The sequence below is a fragment of the Subtercola sp. Z020 genome (genome assembly GCF_002931235.1).
Taxonomy (GTDB): Bacteria; Actinomycetota; Actinomycetes; order Actinomycetales; family Microbacteriaceae; genus Subtercola.
Genome location: NZ_PSTT01000100.1, coordinates 33,946 through 48,780, shown reverse-complemented (window position 1 = coordinate 48,780; position 14,835 = coordinate 33,946). Strand labels below are relative to the sequence as shown.

The 14,835-nt window shown below is 67.7% G+C and carries 20 protein-coding genes; 15 read left to right on the top strand and 5 right to left on the bottom strand.

All coding sequences use genetic code 11. The features are described 5' to 3' along the window. The first annotated feature begins 39 nt into the window (after positions 1-39). Genes C5B96_RS13080 through C5B96_RS13060 form a run of 5 tightly spaced genes read left to right on the top strand, consistent with a single transcriptional unit; the run spans position 40 to position 5,263 of the window. Entirely contained in the window at positions 40-1,614 is a 1,575-nt protein-coding gene (locus C5B96_RS13080; RefSeq protein ID WP_146078176.1) for an ABC transporter substrate-binding protein, read from the top strand. Between the two features lie 50 nt (positions 1,615-1,664). Continuing rightward, a complete protein-coding gene (locus tag C5B96_RS13075) occupies positions 1,665-2,648 on the top strand; it encodes an ABC transporter permease (protein ID WP_104245795.1) in 984 nt (327 codons plus the stop codon). Beyond that, positions 2,645-3,562, top strand: coding sequence for an ABC transporter permease (locus C5B96_RS13070; protein ID WP_104245794.1), 918 nt, complete (start codon positions 2,645-2,647; stop codon positions 3,560-3,562). Before C5B96_RS13075 ends, C5B96_RS13070 begins: the two co-directional genes overlap by 4 nt. A gap of 48 nt (positions 3,563-3,610) precedes the next feature. Continuing rightward, positions 3,611-4,450 (top strand): ABC transporter ATP-binding protein, encoded by an 840-nt coding sequence (locus C5B96_RS13065; protein ID WP_104245793.1) that lies wholly within the window; start codon positions 3,611-3,613, stop codon positions 4,448-4,450. 9 nt (positions 4,451-4,459) lie between these two features. Further along, positions 4,460-5,263 carry an ABC transporter ATP-binding protein gene (locus C5B96_RS13060; protein WP_104245792.1) on the top strand — a complete coding sequence of 268 codons (804 nt, stop codon included), beginning with the start codon at positions 4,460-4,462 and terminating at the stop codon, positions 5,261-5,263. Between the two features lie 51 nt (positions 5,264-5,314). On the opposite strand, the gene C5B96_RS13055 is transcribed toward C5B96_RS13060, so the two are convergent. Next, complete coding sequence (locus tag C5B96_RS13055) at positions 5,315-5,881, bottom strand: TetR/AcrR family transcriptional regulator (protein WP_104245791.1); 567 nt, start codon at positions 5,879-5,881, stop codon at positions 5,315-5,317. A gap of 110 nt (positions 5,882-5,991) precedes the next feature. Between C5B96_RS13055 and C5B96_RS13050 the strand changes: the two genes are divergently transcribed. After that, positions 5,992-6,417 (top strand): ester cyclase, encoded by a 426-nt coding sequence (locus C5B96_RS13050; protein WP_104245790.1) that lies wholly within the window; start codon positions 5,992-5,994, stop codon positions 6,415-6,417. Further along, positions 6,414-7,769, top strand: coding sequence for an FAD-binding oxidoreductase (locus C5B96_RS13045; RefSeq protein ID WP_199176652.1), 1,356 nt, complete (start codon positions 6,414-6,416; stop codon positions 7,767-7,769). The genes C5B96_RS13050 and C5B96_RS13045 overlap by 4 nt, the downstream gene beginning before the upstream one ends. A 25-nt stretch (positions 7,770-7,794) precedes the next feature. On the opposite strand, the gene C5B96_RS13040 is transcribed toward C5B96_RS13045, so the two are convergent. From C5B96_RS13040 to C5B96_RS13030, 3 genes are all read right to left on the bottom strand, one after another. After that, positions 7,795-8,145 (bottom strand): hypothetical protein, encoded by a 351-nt coding sequence (locus C5B96_RS13040; RefSeq protein ID WP_104245789.1) that lies wholly within the window; start codon positions 8,143-8,145, stop codon positions 7,795-7,797. 48 nt (positions 8,146-8,193) lie between these two features. Then, entirely contained in the window at positions 8,194-9,237 is a 1,044-nt protein-coding gene (locus tag C5B96_RS13035) for a DUF4436 family protein (RefSeq protein ID WP_104245788.1), read from the bottom strand. Positions 9,238-9,305: 68 nt separating this feature from the next. Then, positions 9,306-9,695 (bottom strand): DUF1622 domain-containing protein, encoded by a 390-nt coding sequence (locus tag C5B96_RS13030; RefSeq protein ID WP_104245787.1) that lies wholly within the window; start codon positions 9,693-9,695, stop codon positions 9,306-9,308. Positions 9,696-9,810: 115 nt separating this feature from the next. Between C5B96_RS13030 and C5B96_RS17630 the strand changes: the two genes are divergently transcribed. The 6 genes from C5B96_RS17630 (at position 9,811) to C5B96_RS13005 (ending at position 12,814) form a co-directional block, all read left to right on the top strand. After that, positions 9,811-10,296, top strand: a complete 486-nt coding sequence (locus tag C5B96_RS17630; protein ID WP_104245822.1) for an RNA polymerase sigma factor — start codon at positions 9,811-9,813, stop codon at positions 10,294-10,296. A 58-nt stretch (positions 10,297-10,354) separates the two neighbouring features. Beyond that, complete coding sequence (locus tag C5B96_RS17425) at positions 10,355-10,495, top strand: hypothetical protein (RefSeq protein ID WP_158507186.1); 141 nt, start codon at positions 10,355-10,357, stop codon at positions 10,493-10,495. A gap of 69 nt (positions 10,496-10,564) precedes the next feature. Continuing rightward, positions 10,565-11,482 carry a helix-turn-helix domain-containing protein gene (locus C5B96_RS13020; protein WP_104245786.1) on the top strand — a complete coding sequence of 306 codons (918 nt, stop codon included), beginning with the start codon at positions 10,565-10,567 and terminating at the stop codon, positions 11,480-11,482. 182 nt (positions 11,483-11,664) lie between these two features. Beyond that, positions 11,665-11,922: a hypothetical protein gene (locus C5B96_RS13015; RefSeq protein WP_104245785.1), complete on the top strand. Its 258-nt coding sequence runs from the start codon at positions 11,665-11,667 to the stop codon at positions 11,920-11,922. Positions 11,923-12,044: 122 nt separating this feature from the next. Continuing rightward, entirely contained in the window at positions 12,045-12,332 is a 288-nt protein-coding gene (locus C5B96_RS13010) for a hypothetical protein (protein ID WP_104245784.1), read from the top strand. Positions 12,333-12,457: 125 nt separating this feature from the next. Continuing rightward, positions 12,458-12,814 (top strand): VOC family protein, encoded by a 357-nt coding sequence (locus C5B96_RS13005; protein WP_104245783.1) that lies wholly within the window; start codon positions 12,458-12,460, stop codon positions 12,812-12,814. A 383-nt stretch (positions 12,815-13,197) separates the two neighbouring features. On the opposite strand, the gene C5B96_RS13000 is transcribed toward C5B96_RS13005, so the two are convergent. After that, a complete protein-coding gene (locus tag C5B96_RS13000; RefSeq protein ID WP_104245782.1) occupies positions 13,198-13,935 on the bottom strand; it encodes a VIT family protein in 738 nt (245 codons plus the stop codon). A gap of 231 nt (positions 13,936-14,166) precedes the next feature. Here C5B96_RS13000 and C5B96_RS12995 point away from each other — a divergent pair, with 231 nt between their 5' ends. Next, positions 14,167-14,544 (top strand): DUF1801 domain-containing protein, encoded by a 378-nt coding sequence (locus C5B96_RS12995; protein WP_104245781.1) that lies wholly within the window; start codon positions 14,167-14,169, stop codon positions 14,542-14,544. Between the two features lie 30 nt (positions 14,545-14,574). Beyond that, positions 14,575-14,787, top strand: coding sequence for a DUF4287 domain-containing protein (locus C5B96_RS12990; RefSeq protein WP_104245780.1), 213 nt, complete (start codon positions 14,575-14,577; stop codon positions 14,785-14,787). Positions 14,788-14,835 lie beyond the last annotated feature (48 nt).

Genomic DNA, 14,835 nt, shown 5'->3' with positions numbered 1-14,835 from the left:
TGCACTCACGTACCACCCGAAGAAGAGAAGGTATTCACTGTGAAACGAACAAAATGGATGCTCGCCGCGGCCGCGGTGGCCCTCAGCGCGATCGTCGTGAGCGGCTGCTCGGCGTCATCGGAACCCTCAGCCGGAGGCGATCATGTCTTCGTCGTCGCGATTCCCTCGAACCCGCCCCAGTTCAACCTCGGAGTCACCAACGACGGGTCGGCGACCTTCGTCGGGCGCTCCATCTTCGATCCTCTGGTGAACCTCAACACCGACTACGAGGTCGTGCCTGCTCTGGCCGAATCGTGGAGCGCCAACGCCGACTCCACGGAGTTCACGCTCAACCTCCGTCACGGCGTGAAATGGCACGACGGCACCGACTTCACCTCGGCCGACGTGAAGTTCTACTTCGATGAGGTCATCCCGATCCACCCCCTGGGTGCGCCGATCGCTGCGGTCTACGACCACACGTCGACGCCCGATGACTTCACCGTGATCGTCAGCCTGAAGTCGCCGTTCGCCCCCTTCATCCAGGCCCTGGCGGGTCACATGATGCTTCCCGCGCACCTCTACGCCGGAACGGACATCGCCACCAACCCCGCCAATCTGCAGCCGGTCGGCACGGGTCCCTACAAATTCACCTCCTTCACCAGCGGCGACTCCGTGATCGTCGACCGCAACGAGGACTACTGGGGGGAGAAGGGCGATGTCGACGAGGTCGTCTACCGGGTCATGCCCGACTCCAACGCGCGAGCGCTCGCCTTCCAGAGCGGCGAGGTCGACCTCGCCACGATGCTTCCGCTCAACCAGGTCGAGACTCTGAAATCCGACAACCGGTTCGCCTTCGACTCCGCCGCCATGGCGGAACACCTCTACGGCTTCTTCAACACCGCCTCGGCGACCCTGCAGAATGCCGACGTGCGAAAAGCGCTCTACCACGCCATCGATCGCGACGAGATCGCGTCGAAGGTCTTTCTCGGTACGGGCACGCCGTCGGTCTCGCCGGTACCGAACCAGGTCACCTGGGCCATCGACCCCGCCACGGACTACACCACGGAGTTCGACTTCGACCTCGACGAGGCCGGCCGCATGCTCGACGCCGCCGGTTACCCCGCCGGCGCAGACGGCACGAGGTTCTCGATGAACGTCACCTACCGCACCGACAACGCCTCGTGGGCGACGACGGCCGATCTGATCAAGACGAGCTTCGGCAAGATCGGTGTGAACGTCAACCTGGTCGGGCAGGACACGCAGGTGTTCGCCGACACCGTCTACACACAGCACGATTTCGATTTCGCGCTGCAGTCCCTCGGCGCCTACGCCGATCCGAGCCTCGGGGTCGCACGCGCGTTCATCTGCAATCCGACCAACGGCAGCTACCGCAACCCCACGGGTGTGTGCGATCCCGTGATCGACGGTGCATTCGCTGCCACTGCCGCCGTCTCCGATCCCGCCGCGCGCCTCGCCGCCTTCAAGACCGCAGCGGATGCCGTTGCTGCAGACCTCGGCACTGCGCCCCTGATCTCGTACAACCAGATCACCGCCTACCGTGCCGACAAGTGGAACGGCATCGACCAGTTCAACAGCACGGATGTCTGGACCTGGGGCGCGCTCCGCGCCAAGTGATGCGCCGAGCAGTCGAGTGACGGATCGGGTGAACAGAAGAGGATGACGCAGTGAATGTGCACTGGCTCAGGTACTACGGGCGATTGATCGGATCGTCGGTACTGCTCATATTCGTGGTCATCCTGGTGATGTTCCTTCTCCTGGAGATCGCGCCCGGCGATCCCATCCAGTCGCTCGTCGGCCAGGTGCCGGTGACCGAGGAGTTCCGCCGGCAGATGACGGCGACGTACGGGCTCGACCGCCCGCTCTTCGAGCGATTCGTCTCGTACGTCGCCAACGTCGCCACCGGCAATCTCGGGTACTCGTTCGCCAATCGCGAGCCCGTGACCGAACTGATTCTGCAGAGACTCGGCAACACGCTCGTGCTGACTCTGCCGAGCCTGGTCATCTCCTCGATCGGCGGAATACTGCTCGGCACAGCGGCGGCCCGAACCCGGTCGAAGGTGAAAGACGGGGCGATCTCCTTCGCCGCGGTGGCCGGCTTCTCCATTCCGAGTTTCTGGCTGGCCCTGCTCCTCATCATGCTGTTCGCCGTCAGCCTGGGCTGGCTCCCCGCGCAGGGCATGGCGTCGTACGGGTCGAAGGGGCTGTCTGTGCCGCACCTGATCCTTCCGCTCATCGCGCTCGCCATTCCCGAGCTCGCGTTCAAGGCGCGCATCATGCGGTCGACCATGATCGGCGTTCTCGGGGAGGACTACATCGACACGGCGAGGTCGAAGGGGCTCTCGAGCTTCGAGATCCTCCGTCGTCACGGGCTGTTGAACTCCATGCTGCCGATGGTCTCAGTCATCGGCTACAGCCTCGGTTTCACCCTCGCAGGCGCGGTGACAGTCGAGAAGGTGTTCGGCTGGCCGGGGATGGGAATGCTGTTGTACACCTCGATCCAGACGGGGGAGAACATGGTGGTGATGGGCATCCTGCTGGTCGTCGCGATCACGGTCGTCATCGTCAACATCCTCACCGACCTCGTCTACGGTCTTGTCGACCCGCGCATCCGCGCCCGGTCCCGAATGTCGCGAGGAGTGAACGTATGAGCGACCCCGTGAATGTGGCTGCCGTCGAACTGCCTGTGGGGCCTGCTCTGGCAGACCAACGGCCCACCGACCCGCAGCTCTACCGCAGGCACAGTGCGGCCGGCGAGTTCTTCCGCCGCCCGACGACGGTGCTGTACCTCGTCGTACTCGCAGCGATCGTGATCTTCTGTTTCGTCGGCCCCTTCTTCAGCCTGAACCCGTCGGCGACCGACTTCCCCGTGCTGGCGGCACCGAACTCCACCAACCTGGCCGGCACCGATTCGCTCGGGCGGGACCTGCTGGCCCGGCTGATGGTCGGCGGCCAGGGCTCCCTTCTGGTAGGCGTCTCTGTCGCGGTGATCTGCCTCACCGTCGCCCTTCTCGTGGGCGGTCTCGCCGGCTTCTACGGCGGTGTCGCCGACGCGGTGCTGCGGCGGGTGTCAGAATTCTTCCAGGTCATCCCGAGCATCATCCTGGCGCTGGTCGCCGTCGCCATCATCGGGGCCAGTCTGCCGCTGATCATTCTGATCCTCGGAATCACCATGTGGCCGGGCGTGGCCCGCATCGTGCGTGCAGAGTGCATGCGCATCCGGGAACTGGGCTATGTGGAGTCGTCGCGCGCGGCCGGGTTCTCCTCCTTCCGTATCTTCTGGTCGGATGTGCTCCCGAACGCCTTCCCGCCCGTGCTGGTCGCGACCACCCTCACCGTCGGTCGCGCGATTCTCGCTGAATCGTCACTCGCCTTCCTCGGGCTGGGGGATGCGAACCGGCCCAGCTGGGGAGCCCTGCTCTTCGACGCGCAGAGCTACATGCAGACGGCCTGGTGGCTCACCCTCCTGCCGGGCATCGCGATCTTCATCGTCGTTCTGTCAGCGAACATGCTCGGCGATGCCCTGAACGACAGCCTCAACCCGACTCTCGGCAGGGTCAAGTGAGCCACCCGGCCGACCGAGCCGGATCGATCAGAACGAAGGTGATCTGCGATGAGTGAAACGCCACTGCTCTCGGTGCACGGTTTGAGCGTGACGCTGCCGACGGGCCGCAAACAGTCCGTCGACGCCGTTCGGCGCGTCGACCTGACGGTGATGGCCGGCGAGAGAGTCGGCATCGTCGGCGAGTCGGGGTCGGGAAAGTCCGTGTCGGTGCGGGCGATGTCCGGCCTGCTGCCGGAGTCGCCCCTCGTGCGCGTGGGCGGCTCGATCCGCTTTCGGGACACCGAGCTCGTCGGCGCATCCCGATCCGTCTGGGACGACATCCGCTCGAAGCGGATCGCGATGATCTTCCAAGACCCGTCGAGCTTCCTGAACCCCACCATGAAGGTGGGGCGCCAGGTGAGGGAAGCGCTGCTGAAGGGCCGCTCGACCGACCGCTCGTGGGCGGAGACGCACCGTTTCATGACCCTCGCCGGCCTCTCGGACCCGGCGACGGTCGCCGACCGCTACCCCTTCGAACTGAGCGGGGGCATGCGGCAGCGCATTCTGATCGCCATCGCCCTCGCGAAGGCTCCCGAGATCATCATCGCCGACGAGCCGACGACGGCTCTGGATGCGACGGTGCAGCGACGGGTACTGAAATCCCTCGACGAGAGTGTCTCGCAACTCGACACGGCGCTTCTCCTGATCACTCACGACCTGGCCGTCGTCGCGGGTCTCTGCGACCGTGTCTACGTGATGTACCGCGGCGAGATCGTCGAGTCGGGCAACACAGACCAGATCTTCTACGAACCGCAGCACGCCTACACCAAGGAGCTTCTGCGCTGTGTGACCAGCCTCTCTGACAGCACCCCCGACCTGTACGTCGGCGACTACGCAAGCCGCCGCTGAGGAGTGACGATGATACTGACAGCCTCACATGTCTCGAAGACGTTCGGTCGCGGCCGAACGGCGGGAGCGAAGGCGGTGAACGACGTGACGCTCGCGGTCGCGCCCGGGGACTTCACCGCGGTGGTCGGCGAGAGCGGCAGTGGCAAGAGCACGGTGGCCCGCATGTTGCTCGGCCTGATCGCTCCCGACGAGGGAGAGGTCGCGTTCGACGGTGTTCCGCTGGGTTCCATGAGCAGAGCGCAGAAGATGGCGTTCCGCTCGTCGGTGCAGTGCGTGCTGCAGGATCCGTCGGCGGCGCTCAACCCCCGCAAGTCGGTGCGCGACATCCTCGCCGAAGTGATCCGGCTGCACGGCGCAGCGACCGGCAGGGCTGCGGTCGAGGAGAAGGTGCGGGAGGCGCTCGCGATCGTCGACCTGCAACCGACCGAGATGTACGCCAACCGGTTGCCGCACCAGTTGAGCGGAGGCCAGCGCCAGCGGGTGCTCATCGCGCGCGCCGTCATCCTCAATCCCTCGATCATCATCGCCGATGAGGCTGTCTCCGCCCTCGATGTCTCGGTCAAGGCCGGCATCCTGAACTTGCTGAACCGGCTGCGGCGGGAACGGAACATCGGGTACCTCTTCATCACCCACGACCTGCCCGTCGTGAAGAAGGTCGCCGGCGACGTCTACGTCATGCGGTCGGGCAGTGTCGTCGAGCACGCCCCGAAGGCGCAGCTGTTCGCGGCCCCGGGTTCCGAGTACACCCGTGAGCTCCTGGCCGCTGCGCCGCAACCCGATCCCGTTCTCGCGCGAGCGTGGATCCGGGGCTGATCGCAGGGGCGTGAGGGCGAGGGCGTCAGGGGCGCGCGTCACGCCCGGGCGTCACGGCAGCAGCCGGCCCACCAGCAGGTCGATGCGGGCGGTGTCGTGGCCGGGCCGCAGCCGGCCGCTCCGCAGCAGCACGACGAGGCCGTGCAGACCGGCCCACAACACCTCGGTGAGCGTCTCGGCGTCAGCCTCGCCGGCGTGGGGGGCGACCGCAGCACGCAGCTCGGCGAACGCGGCAGAGGGTGTTGTGGGGGAGCCGGGCCCGAAACGCAGGCGCGTCGAGCGGGAGAACATCGCGTCGTAGACCGCGGGCGCGTCGCTCGCGAAGGCGGCGTAGCGGTGCGCGACCGCCCGTACGTCGTCGCCCGGCGCTGCAGCCCGGCGGGCCTCGGCCAGGGCGGCGGCGAGCTCGCCGAAACCGTCGAGAGCGACAGCGTCGGCGATGTCGTCGAGCGACGAGAAGTGCTTGTAGATGACCGGCTGGCTGTACTCGATCTCGGCCGCCAGGCGACGCGTCGTGACGGCATCCCAGCCTTCCCGCCCGGCGAGAGCGCGCGCGGTGGACGTGATGAGCTGACGCTGCGACAGCCGGTCGCGGTTCCGTCGGTCCTGGATGGTCATGCCTCAGTGTAGCGGCGCTCGAAACGCTAGCGCTGATATTGACACGCCTCGCCCCCTAGCGCTAGCATCGCTAATGGTTAGCAACGCTAGCCCAACCGGAGGAGAGCACCATGGAAGCCCGCGAGCTGGTCGACACCTACCTGACGATGCTGAACACGCACGACGCCGACCTCGTCGACGCGTTCATCGCCCCGCAGTACATCAACCACAACGTCGTCGTCGCCGACGGGCCGGAGGCCAACCGCGAGTTCTGGGCGATGTTCTTCGCCGGCCTGCCCGACGTGGCCGTGACGATGGAAGACGTCATCGTCGCCGGCGACCGGGTCGTCGGCCGCTTCATCTACCGGGGCACGCACACGGGCGAGCTGATGGGCATCCCGGCGACCGGCGCAGCAGTCGAGATGCGCAGCATCGACATCTGGCGCATCGAAGACGGCCTTCTCGCCGAGCACTGGGACGAACTGAACCTGATGGAGGTCTTCCAGCAGGTCGGCGTGCTGCCCCAGCTCGGCGGCGGCGGAGCGGCCCGGTCGTGACCGCCCCCGCCGCATCCACCGTGCTCGTCGACGAGACCGACCCCGCCTACCCGGCCGCCACCCGCCCGCACACCTCGTCGGTGACGCAGCATCCCGCTCGCGTGGCGGTCATCACGAGCGCAGCAGACCTCACCGTCGCCCTCGAAGCGGTCGCCGAACTCGAGCACTCGACGGGTCGCCGCCTGCGGGTCGTTCCCCAGGCCTCCGGCCACGGGGCGGGCGCGCCGGTCGACGAGGGAACGGTCATCTTCGACACCTCGGCTCTCACGAAGGTGTCGATCGATCCGGATGCCCGGGTCGCCGTCGTGGGAGCCGGCGTCACCTGGTCTGACGTCAACGCTGCCGCCGAGAAGCACGGCCTGCTCGGCCTCGCGGGTTCCTCGCCCTCCGTCGCCGTCTCGGGGTACACCTTCGGTGGCGGAATCGGGTGGATGACCCGCCGCAACGGCCTCGCCAGCAGTTCCCTGCGCGCGGTGCACTACGTCGACGGCAGCGGGCAGCAGCGAACCGCCCGAGACGACGCCGACGAGGAGCTCGACCGCGAGGCGATCTGGGCCTTCCGGGGTGCCGGGGGAGTCGGTATCGCCCATACCCTCGAATTCGATCTGGTGCCGGCCCCGAACCTGCACGCCGGTGCCCTACTCTGGCCGGTCGATGCCCTGCCCGAGCTCGTCGAGGCGTGGGCCGCCGCCCTGCCCGAGCTCGGCGCGAGCGTCTCGTCGAGCCTGTCGGTGCTGCACGTACCGCCGCTGCCGACATTCCCCGCAGAGCTCCGCGGCCGGCCCGCCCTGCACCTGGCGATCGCGGACCCCGATGGCCCCGAGGGGGCGCGCCCCCTGCTCGACGCCCTCAGCGCCGTGGCCCAGCCTCTGCTGAACACGTGGGGCCCGACCGATGCTGCCGGGCTCGCCCGCATCCATCTCGACCCGCCGGTCGCCACCCCGGCGATCGGCGACGCCCGCTGGCTGGGCGCCTCGACCCCCGGCATCGCCGAGGCGCTCTTCTCCGAAGCCCTCGCCGACGACGCGGCCGTGGTGATGGTCGAAGTGCGGCACCTCGCCGGCGCCCCGCTCTCCCGCCGCGGCGGCGCCGTCGTCGACCCGCCCGGCGACTTCATCTTCCACGCCGTCGGGTCGCTCGATCTCTTCCCGCGGGAACGCATCGATGCCACGTTCGCGAGACTGCGTTCGGTCTGGAGCGCCGTCGACGCCGGCACCACGCCCGGCTCATGGATCGAGGGCGCGGCGGGTGTGCCGAACGCGCTCCCCCCGGCGCACCTCGAACGAGCCATCGCGGCGGCGCAAGCGGTCGACCCCCTGCACCGCCTGCAGCGCTCCCGTCTTCTGGGTTAGCCGTGCATCCCGAACCGGCCGCACATCACCTCTCGACCTCGAGGTCGTAGTCGAAGTTGATGTCGGGGATGTCGAGCATCTCTTCGCCCCAGACGGGCCGGGAGGGCTGCAGTCGTCGGGTCTCCCGTTCGAGATGCTCGATCACCTCTTTGTCGAAGGGCTCGTCGCTCGCGTGCTCCACGGGCGTGGAGAAGAATTCGGAGGCTGGTCCGATGAGCAGATGTGCCGACGCCTGGCTGCCGCCGTCGGTGATGACCGGCACAGTGATGACATCGGACTGCCCCGCCATCGCCAGCGCCCGGGAATAGCGGAGTACGGCCTTGCAGGTCATATCGGCGAGCAGCATGTGCCCGCCGGCGTAGTGGAGGTATCTCATGCGCGGTATTTTGCCGCGGGCGCCGGTCGGCTGACAGGACTTGACAAGCTACCTCTCGGGGCCCAAATCGGTGCTCGGATCGGTGCCGGTGGTGCCGGTGGTGCCGTTCCCGGTTCCGGTCGTGCCGTTGCCGGTTCCGGATGATCGCCGGGCCGCTCGGGTGCCCCACCGGTTCCACGCGAGCACGTAGATGGTGAGCCCGGCGACGAGCCCGACGATCACCCACAGCACCACGAGGTAGTCGATCCACGAGCCGACCGGCGGCGAACCGGGCAGAAAGTTGCGAAGCGGAATGACCGCGAAGAGCATGGCGCCGATCCAGCTCGTCAGCGTGGCCTCGACCTTTCGCCGACCGACGTAGGCGCTGATGGCCACGAAGAGCACGAGCACCGGGATGACCGCCATCAGCCCGAGCAGCACGATGCCGAACGCCACCGTGCTCGCCGACCGCGTGGCGATGATCTTCACGGTGGGCAGTTCGACGACACCATTGGCGGTCGTGACGGTGTTCTTGCTATCCGTCTTGAGACTGGTGTGCATCTGCCAGCCCGGAACCGTGTCGTCGAGGCACACCGTCGTCGGAATGGCGACGCGCGAATCGCCCTCCCCGGTGAAGGCGAACGTCGTGAGCTCGGCGGTATAGCTGTCGAACGGCCACTCCTCCACAACGCCGGCCGCATAGTCCGACTGTGCCGAGCTGCCGAGAGCCTCACCGGCCGGGAAGGTCAGAACGCGCGACCCGTCGACGGGGAAGGTGAGCAGGCTGATGGCCTGCTTGGCGGTGAAGCCGTCGGGTGCGATCAGACTGTCGGGCGGGTCGAGTGTGAGCTGAAAGTCGAGCCGTTGGCCGGCGGCGTTCACGGCTGCGGGAAAGAGGTCGACCCGGGCGGTGTCCACACGGTCGGCGTCCGCCGCGCTGACGGCACCCGCCACGTCGTCGGCGCCGGCGATGACCTGCTGGCATTCGGGCGCCGACTGTCGCAGCCCTCCCGTGTACAGCATCACGACGCCGGCGTAGACGATCGAAGCCACGAGCACGGCGACCACGCCGGGCCAGAACCGACGGAGCGACCGCAATCGTGTGGCGAACATTTCGCGAGCCTATCGAGCACGCACCCCCCGCACGGCACGAACCGCCGGTGCCACCGCGCTGCCGGCGGTCAGGCCGCCGCGTTGCCCGAGCCGAGGGCGGGGTCCGCCTCCGCCGACGCCGCCTTCTTCGTCTGCCACGGCCACCGCCCCGTGATCTCGAGTTCGAGCGAGAAGCTCAAGAAGGTGCGGATCACAATGATCGCCGCCAGCACCGCCACGCTGTCGAGCGTGGGCGTCACCGCCACCGTGCGGATGATGTCGGCCGCCACCAGAAACTCGAGACCGAGCAGAATCGATCGCCCCAGGTACTGGCGGTAGGCGCGATACACCGGCCGTTGGCCCCGGATGATCCTGGCGAGCACCAGCGCGGTCGAGATCCCCGCGCCGCCGACGATGATCAGCACTCCCGCGCAGAGAAAGCCCACGGCGAGGGACGCGGCATCCGGGCCCTTGCACAATCGGCGAAGCCCGCCCGGCCCCTACCGGCACGATGCCGTGCGGGATATGCTCCGTCTCGGGCAGCCGCGCCCGCTCCGACGTGGGCCGATCACGATGTTCGGGAAAGATTCTGTGATGGTGTCACTGCCCGGACGGGAGTCGCTGAGCGATGCAGACGACCGCACCGTCGCGAGCCGTGCCGCCGACGGCGACATTCGGGCGTTCGAGATCCTCATGAAGCGCTACGGTTCCCTCATGCGGGCGTACGCGGCCCGCATTGTCACCCCCTCCGACGCCGACGACGTCGTTCAGGAGACGTTCGTGACGGCGTGGCAAGACCTGCCCGACCTCGAGAATCCGGCCGCCGCGCAGCACGCGCTCGCCCACGATGTCGCCGGCGCCGACCTGGGGTTCTCGGAAGGGGCCGTGCGCGCCCTCGTGCGCGACGTCGGAGACGAGACCGACGGGCTGCTCGTCGAACGCACCCACCTCGACGGTGACCTCGAGATGCTCGGAGCCCCCGTGCAGGTGAGCGTCGTCGTCTCGACCTTCGTCGACGCGGTCGACAGAGACGTCACCGACGCCGACCTCGACGACGACGGAAACCTGGTGGCCCGATGAACGACGACACAGACGACGACCTCCCGACCCGGCTCACCAAACGGGTACTCTCGCCATCATGGCCTGTATCGGGGTCTCCGGCGAGGAACCCTCGACGGTGGTCTGCCGGCGTGCCCACGACGCACTCCGCAGCCACTTCACCGACGCCGGGCAGACTGCGCCCACGGCCATCAGGGTCACGGTCGGCCGCGTCGGCTGAATCATCGCTCGACCCGGTTCGCAGTCGGGTCGGGCGTTCACGAACGTATCGAAGAGAAGGAAACTGCGGGTGAATTTCAGTACGCATGCCACCATCGACGTGGTGGGCCGCGCCACGCGGGAGGTCGAGCTCCTCCCGCCCCAGGCGGTGGCTCAGGATGTCTTCCACGCGACGGGCACGCAGTGGCAGTTCGGCGACATCCTGGTCGGCGACTTCCGGCTGGAGGCCTTCGGTGACGACCGGCACCCCCAGGGCCCGCCGCGCTACCCCACGGAGCAGGCGGTGAACGTCGTGTTCATCTGCGAAGGAACCGCGCACGTCTCCCTCAGAGGGTCGTCGTTCGTCTTCGTGGCCGGCTCTGGCGTCGTTCTGCCCACGAACGAGCTCCCCGCCTTCTACTGCACCGTTCCCACCCGCATCCTCGCGGTCAGTCTGCGGGGGCCCGATGCGTTCGTGCTCTCGGGGCTGATCCCCGAACAGACCACGGCCATCGCGGCCGCCGTCATCGACACGCATCCCGCGCTCGAGTTCCTGCTCGCCCTGGTCGCCACGGCCCAGCAGCATCCCATCAAGACCCCGCCCGCCGGGGCGATCATCGCCAAGCTGATCGCCTCCCTGCTCGGCGCCGACCAGGACTGGCACACCCGCCCCAACGACCCGGCCGTCACCGAGGTGCTCACCGTCATCGACGAGCGCTACAGAGAACCGGCCTTCGATGTGAAGGCGATCGCCCGGCACCTCCACATCACCACCCGCGACCTCGAACATCTCTTCGACCGGCAGTTCGGCGGCAGGCGCCCGAGCGACGTGCTGCTGGAGCGCAAGCTCGTCGCCGCCATGACGCTGCTGCACCCCGACAGTGCGTGCTCGGCCGAGCAGATCGCCGCACGCAGCGGCTTCGCCACCGTGGCCGCGCTCGACGAGGCCATCGACAGCGTGTACGGGCTCGACACGAAGACGCTGCTCGCCATCCAGTCGCCCGCCTGACAGAACCCCGGGCATCCTGCAACCCCTGTCGGCGCCGTGCGCTCGCGGTGAGGATGGGGGGACTGCGGCACGCACGGTCGCGTGTCGCGTCGCGCGCTTCGCGTCACGCGCTTCGCGTCTCGCGTCTCGCGTGCCGCGCGTGCTGCGCGTGCTCGTCTCGCTCGTCTCGAAAGGACACCCCCATGGATCTCGGCCCCTACACCGCCTACCGTCTGCCCTCGGCGATCCGTGAGGCCTACGGCGCCGATACCGCCGGCGAGCTCGCCGACCGCCTCGGCGTGACAAAGCGCCCCGGCCCCGACGTCGGCCCGGAGGCGGATGCGGCCTACCAGGCCCTCCGCCGCGGCGACCAGGCGCCGGCTCGCGCCCTCCTCATCGACAGGCTCGGCCTCACCGAGTCGGCCGCCGACGACGCCCTCGCCAAGCTGCCGAACCTCTGACGCCCCCCGGCCCCCGAGCCGGCTGCCGTAGAGCCCACCGGCTCAGAGTCGGCTGCCTCAGCGTCGGCTGACGGCGCGCTGCACCGAGGTGCCGAGCCGAGCTCGAGCGGCAGGCCGCTCTGATGCTCATCGTCGCAGCGCTCACCATGGCGATCATCTGCGGCGCCGTCATCGTCTCCGGTTGGTTCGCCGGCGTTCTCGTCGACCGCTGGGAGCGCGTCTTCTGGGCCGGTAGCGTGCTCGGCTGCGTAGCGGTCGCGGTCTTCGCCGCCGCTGCGGCGCCCGGGGGAGTGGATGCTCGCCGCACCTGCGCGCGCATCTCCTGGTTGTTGCGGGTCGGCCTGCTGGTGTTCGTCGCAGCTCCCGCGCTCTGCATCCTCGCGATGGTCGGCGACTTCTACCGCCTCTGAAGCGCGAAGTTCGCTTGCGAGAGAGCATCGGACCGTCTCGCGCAAGGCCCTCAGCCGTTCGGATGTCGCGGGTAGCGTCGAGAGCGTCGTCTGCTTCAGGGCGACCGAAACTGAAGAGGTATGTGATGGCTACAGGTGTCGCAGCAGTATGGGTTCCCGTCGAGGACATGGCACGCGCGGTCGCGTTCTACCGGGACGCGCTCGGATTCGACGTCGACGAGCAGGGCCCGGATTGGGCGGAGGTCGACGCGAACGGTGTGACGATCGGCCTGAACGCGAGGGAGAAGGCGACCACCCGCTCTGAGGGTGGTGCGGTGATCAGCTTCCAGCCCGACGGCGACCTCGAGGCCGAGGTCGAGGAACTCAAGGGCAAGGGCGTGTCGTTCACCGGCGAGATCAGTGACCACGAGTGGGGCCGGATCATCCCGTTCAAGGACTCCGAGGGCAACGACCTGCAGTTCTACACGCCGCCCGCCAACTAGCCCGAGACGCGAGGGGGCGCACCGGCCGGTGGTCTGTGCGCCCCCCCCTCGTGTCTGCGCTGGTCGGACTGGCGCCTCCGCCGCACTCGGGTGCCCGACCCCCGGCGCTGCGTCGCCTTCGCGCAGAGTGCCTTGTCGCCGGAATGTCTCAGGAAGTCTCAAAAGTCGTCATGAGAAATGCCCGAGAGCAAGATGAGTTTTCGAGACAGTCGCCAGCCGCGGCATCTCGTGGATTATGCAGACTACTCCTTGGGGGAGCGGGTGTCTCAGAAACCTTTAGCTTTCTGAGACACGCACTGTAGCCGCGGGTGTTGTCAGCGGCGGTGAATCGTGTGGTTATGCGCGAAGTATGTTTTGACCGACTAACGGGCTGGGGGAGACGGTTAGACGATTCCGCTTGTCCCGAGGAGGGTGCCGACGATAAAGGTCGCGGCGAGTGCGAGTGCGCCGCCGATGACCACCCGGATGGTTGCGCGTGCGACGGGGCTGCCGCCGAGTCTCGCACCGATGACGCCGGTGATGGCGAGGGCGATGAGCACAACAGCGAACGTGAGGGGGACGCGAACTGCTTCGGGCGTCAGGAGAATTGCGAGGAGCGGGAGGATGCCTCCGACGAGAAAGGCCAGGGCTGAGGCGCCGGCGGCGTGCCACGGGCTCACGACATCGGCTTCGTCGATGTTGAGTTCCATGGAGAGGTGCGCGCGCAGCGCGTCGTGGTCGGTGAGTTCGGTGGCGACCTGCAGGGCGGTCTCTGCGCTGAGTCCGCGGGCCTGATAGAGCCCAGCGAGCTCGGCGAGTTCTCCGGCCGGGTCGGTGTTCAGCTCGGTGCGTTCCTTCTCGATGAGGGCGCGTTGGCTGTCGCGTTGGCTGCTAACGGAGACGTACTCACCGAGGGCCATCGAGATGGCACCGCCGATGAGTGCGGCAGTGCCTGCTGCAAGGATGGCGGGAGGGGAGTAGCTGGCGCCTGCGACCCCGACGACGATGGCGGCGACGGAGACGATGCCGTCGTTCGCGCCGAGGACGCCGGCGCGCAGCCAGTTCAGGCGGCCTGCGAGGCTTCCGGTGTGGGGCTCGTCGGGCTGGTTCGCGAACGCCGAATCCGCGGTGGGGAGGGTCATGCGATCACCATAGGCTCGATGCACTTCGCGTTGCCAGCGTGGGGAGCCTTGCCTAAGGGCCGCCAATCGACTCGCCATCCGACCGTTGCGTATGCCTGGCGCGTCATCCGATCGCGGTCGGTAGAACCATGGCGCGGCACGTTTCAGGAGTCGGACGGAACCGCATCTCGCCGCACGTTATTACCATGACGTATGCGGGCAGTCCGCGCCGCTCGATCAGAAGGCCAGCACATGACATCGACCGAGGTAGACCAGATCATCGCCGCTTTTCCGGACTGGCGGGGCGATGCGCTGTCGCGCATCCGCAGCCTGATTTGTGAGGCGCTGCCCGACGTCGTCGAAGGGGCAAAGTGGAAGAAGCCCACGAACCCGCTCGGAGTTGCCGTCTGGAGCCAGGGCGGGCTCATCTGCACCGGTGAGACCTACAAAGACAAGGTCAAACTCACCTTTCCGAAGGGCTCGTTGTTGCCCGACCTCGCCGGGCTGCTCGCGGTCGGCGCCGGCGTGCGGCGGGCTGTCGACATCCGTGAGGGCGACACCGTTGATGCGGATGCGCTGCAGGCCGTGGTCCGCGCGGCGGCTGCACTGAACACGGCGCCCACGAGCTGAGGCGGGCTGCAGTTCTGGCACACTCGTTTCATGTCAGAGAACACGGTGTCGGGTCCAGCGACGTACTTTCCCTCCATCGAGAAGAAGTACGGGCAGCCGATCGAGTATTGGATGCAAGAGCTTCAGGCGGTTGCCGGCCAGAAACACATGGAGCAGGTTGCGTTGCTGAAGGAGAAGTTCGGGATGGGTCACGGTCACGCGAACGCCCTCGTCGCCGTATTCCGCGCAAGAGACGGTTCCTGAGTCGAAGATTCAGGAAACGATGGCCGACCTGAAGCCCGTCGTGATGCG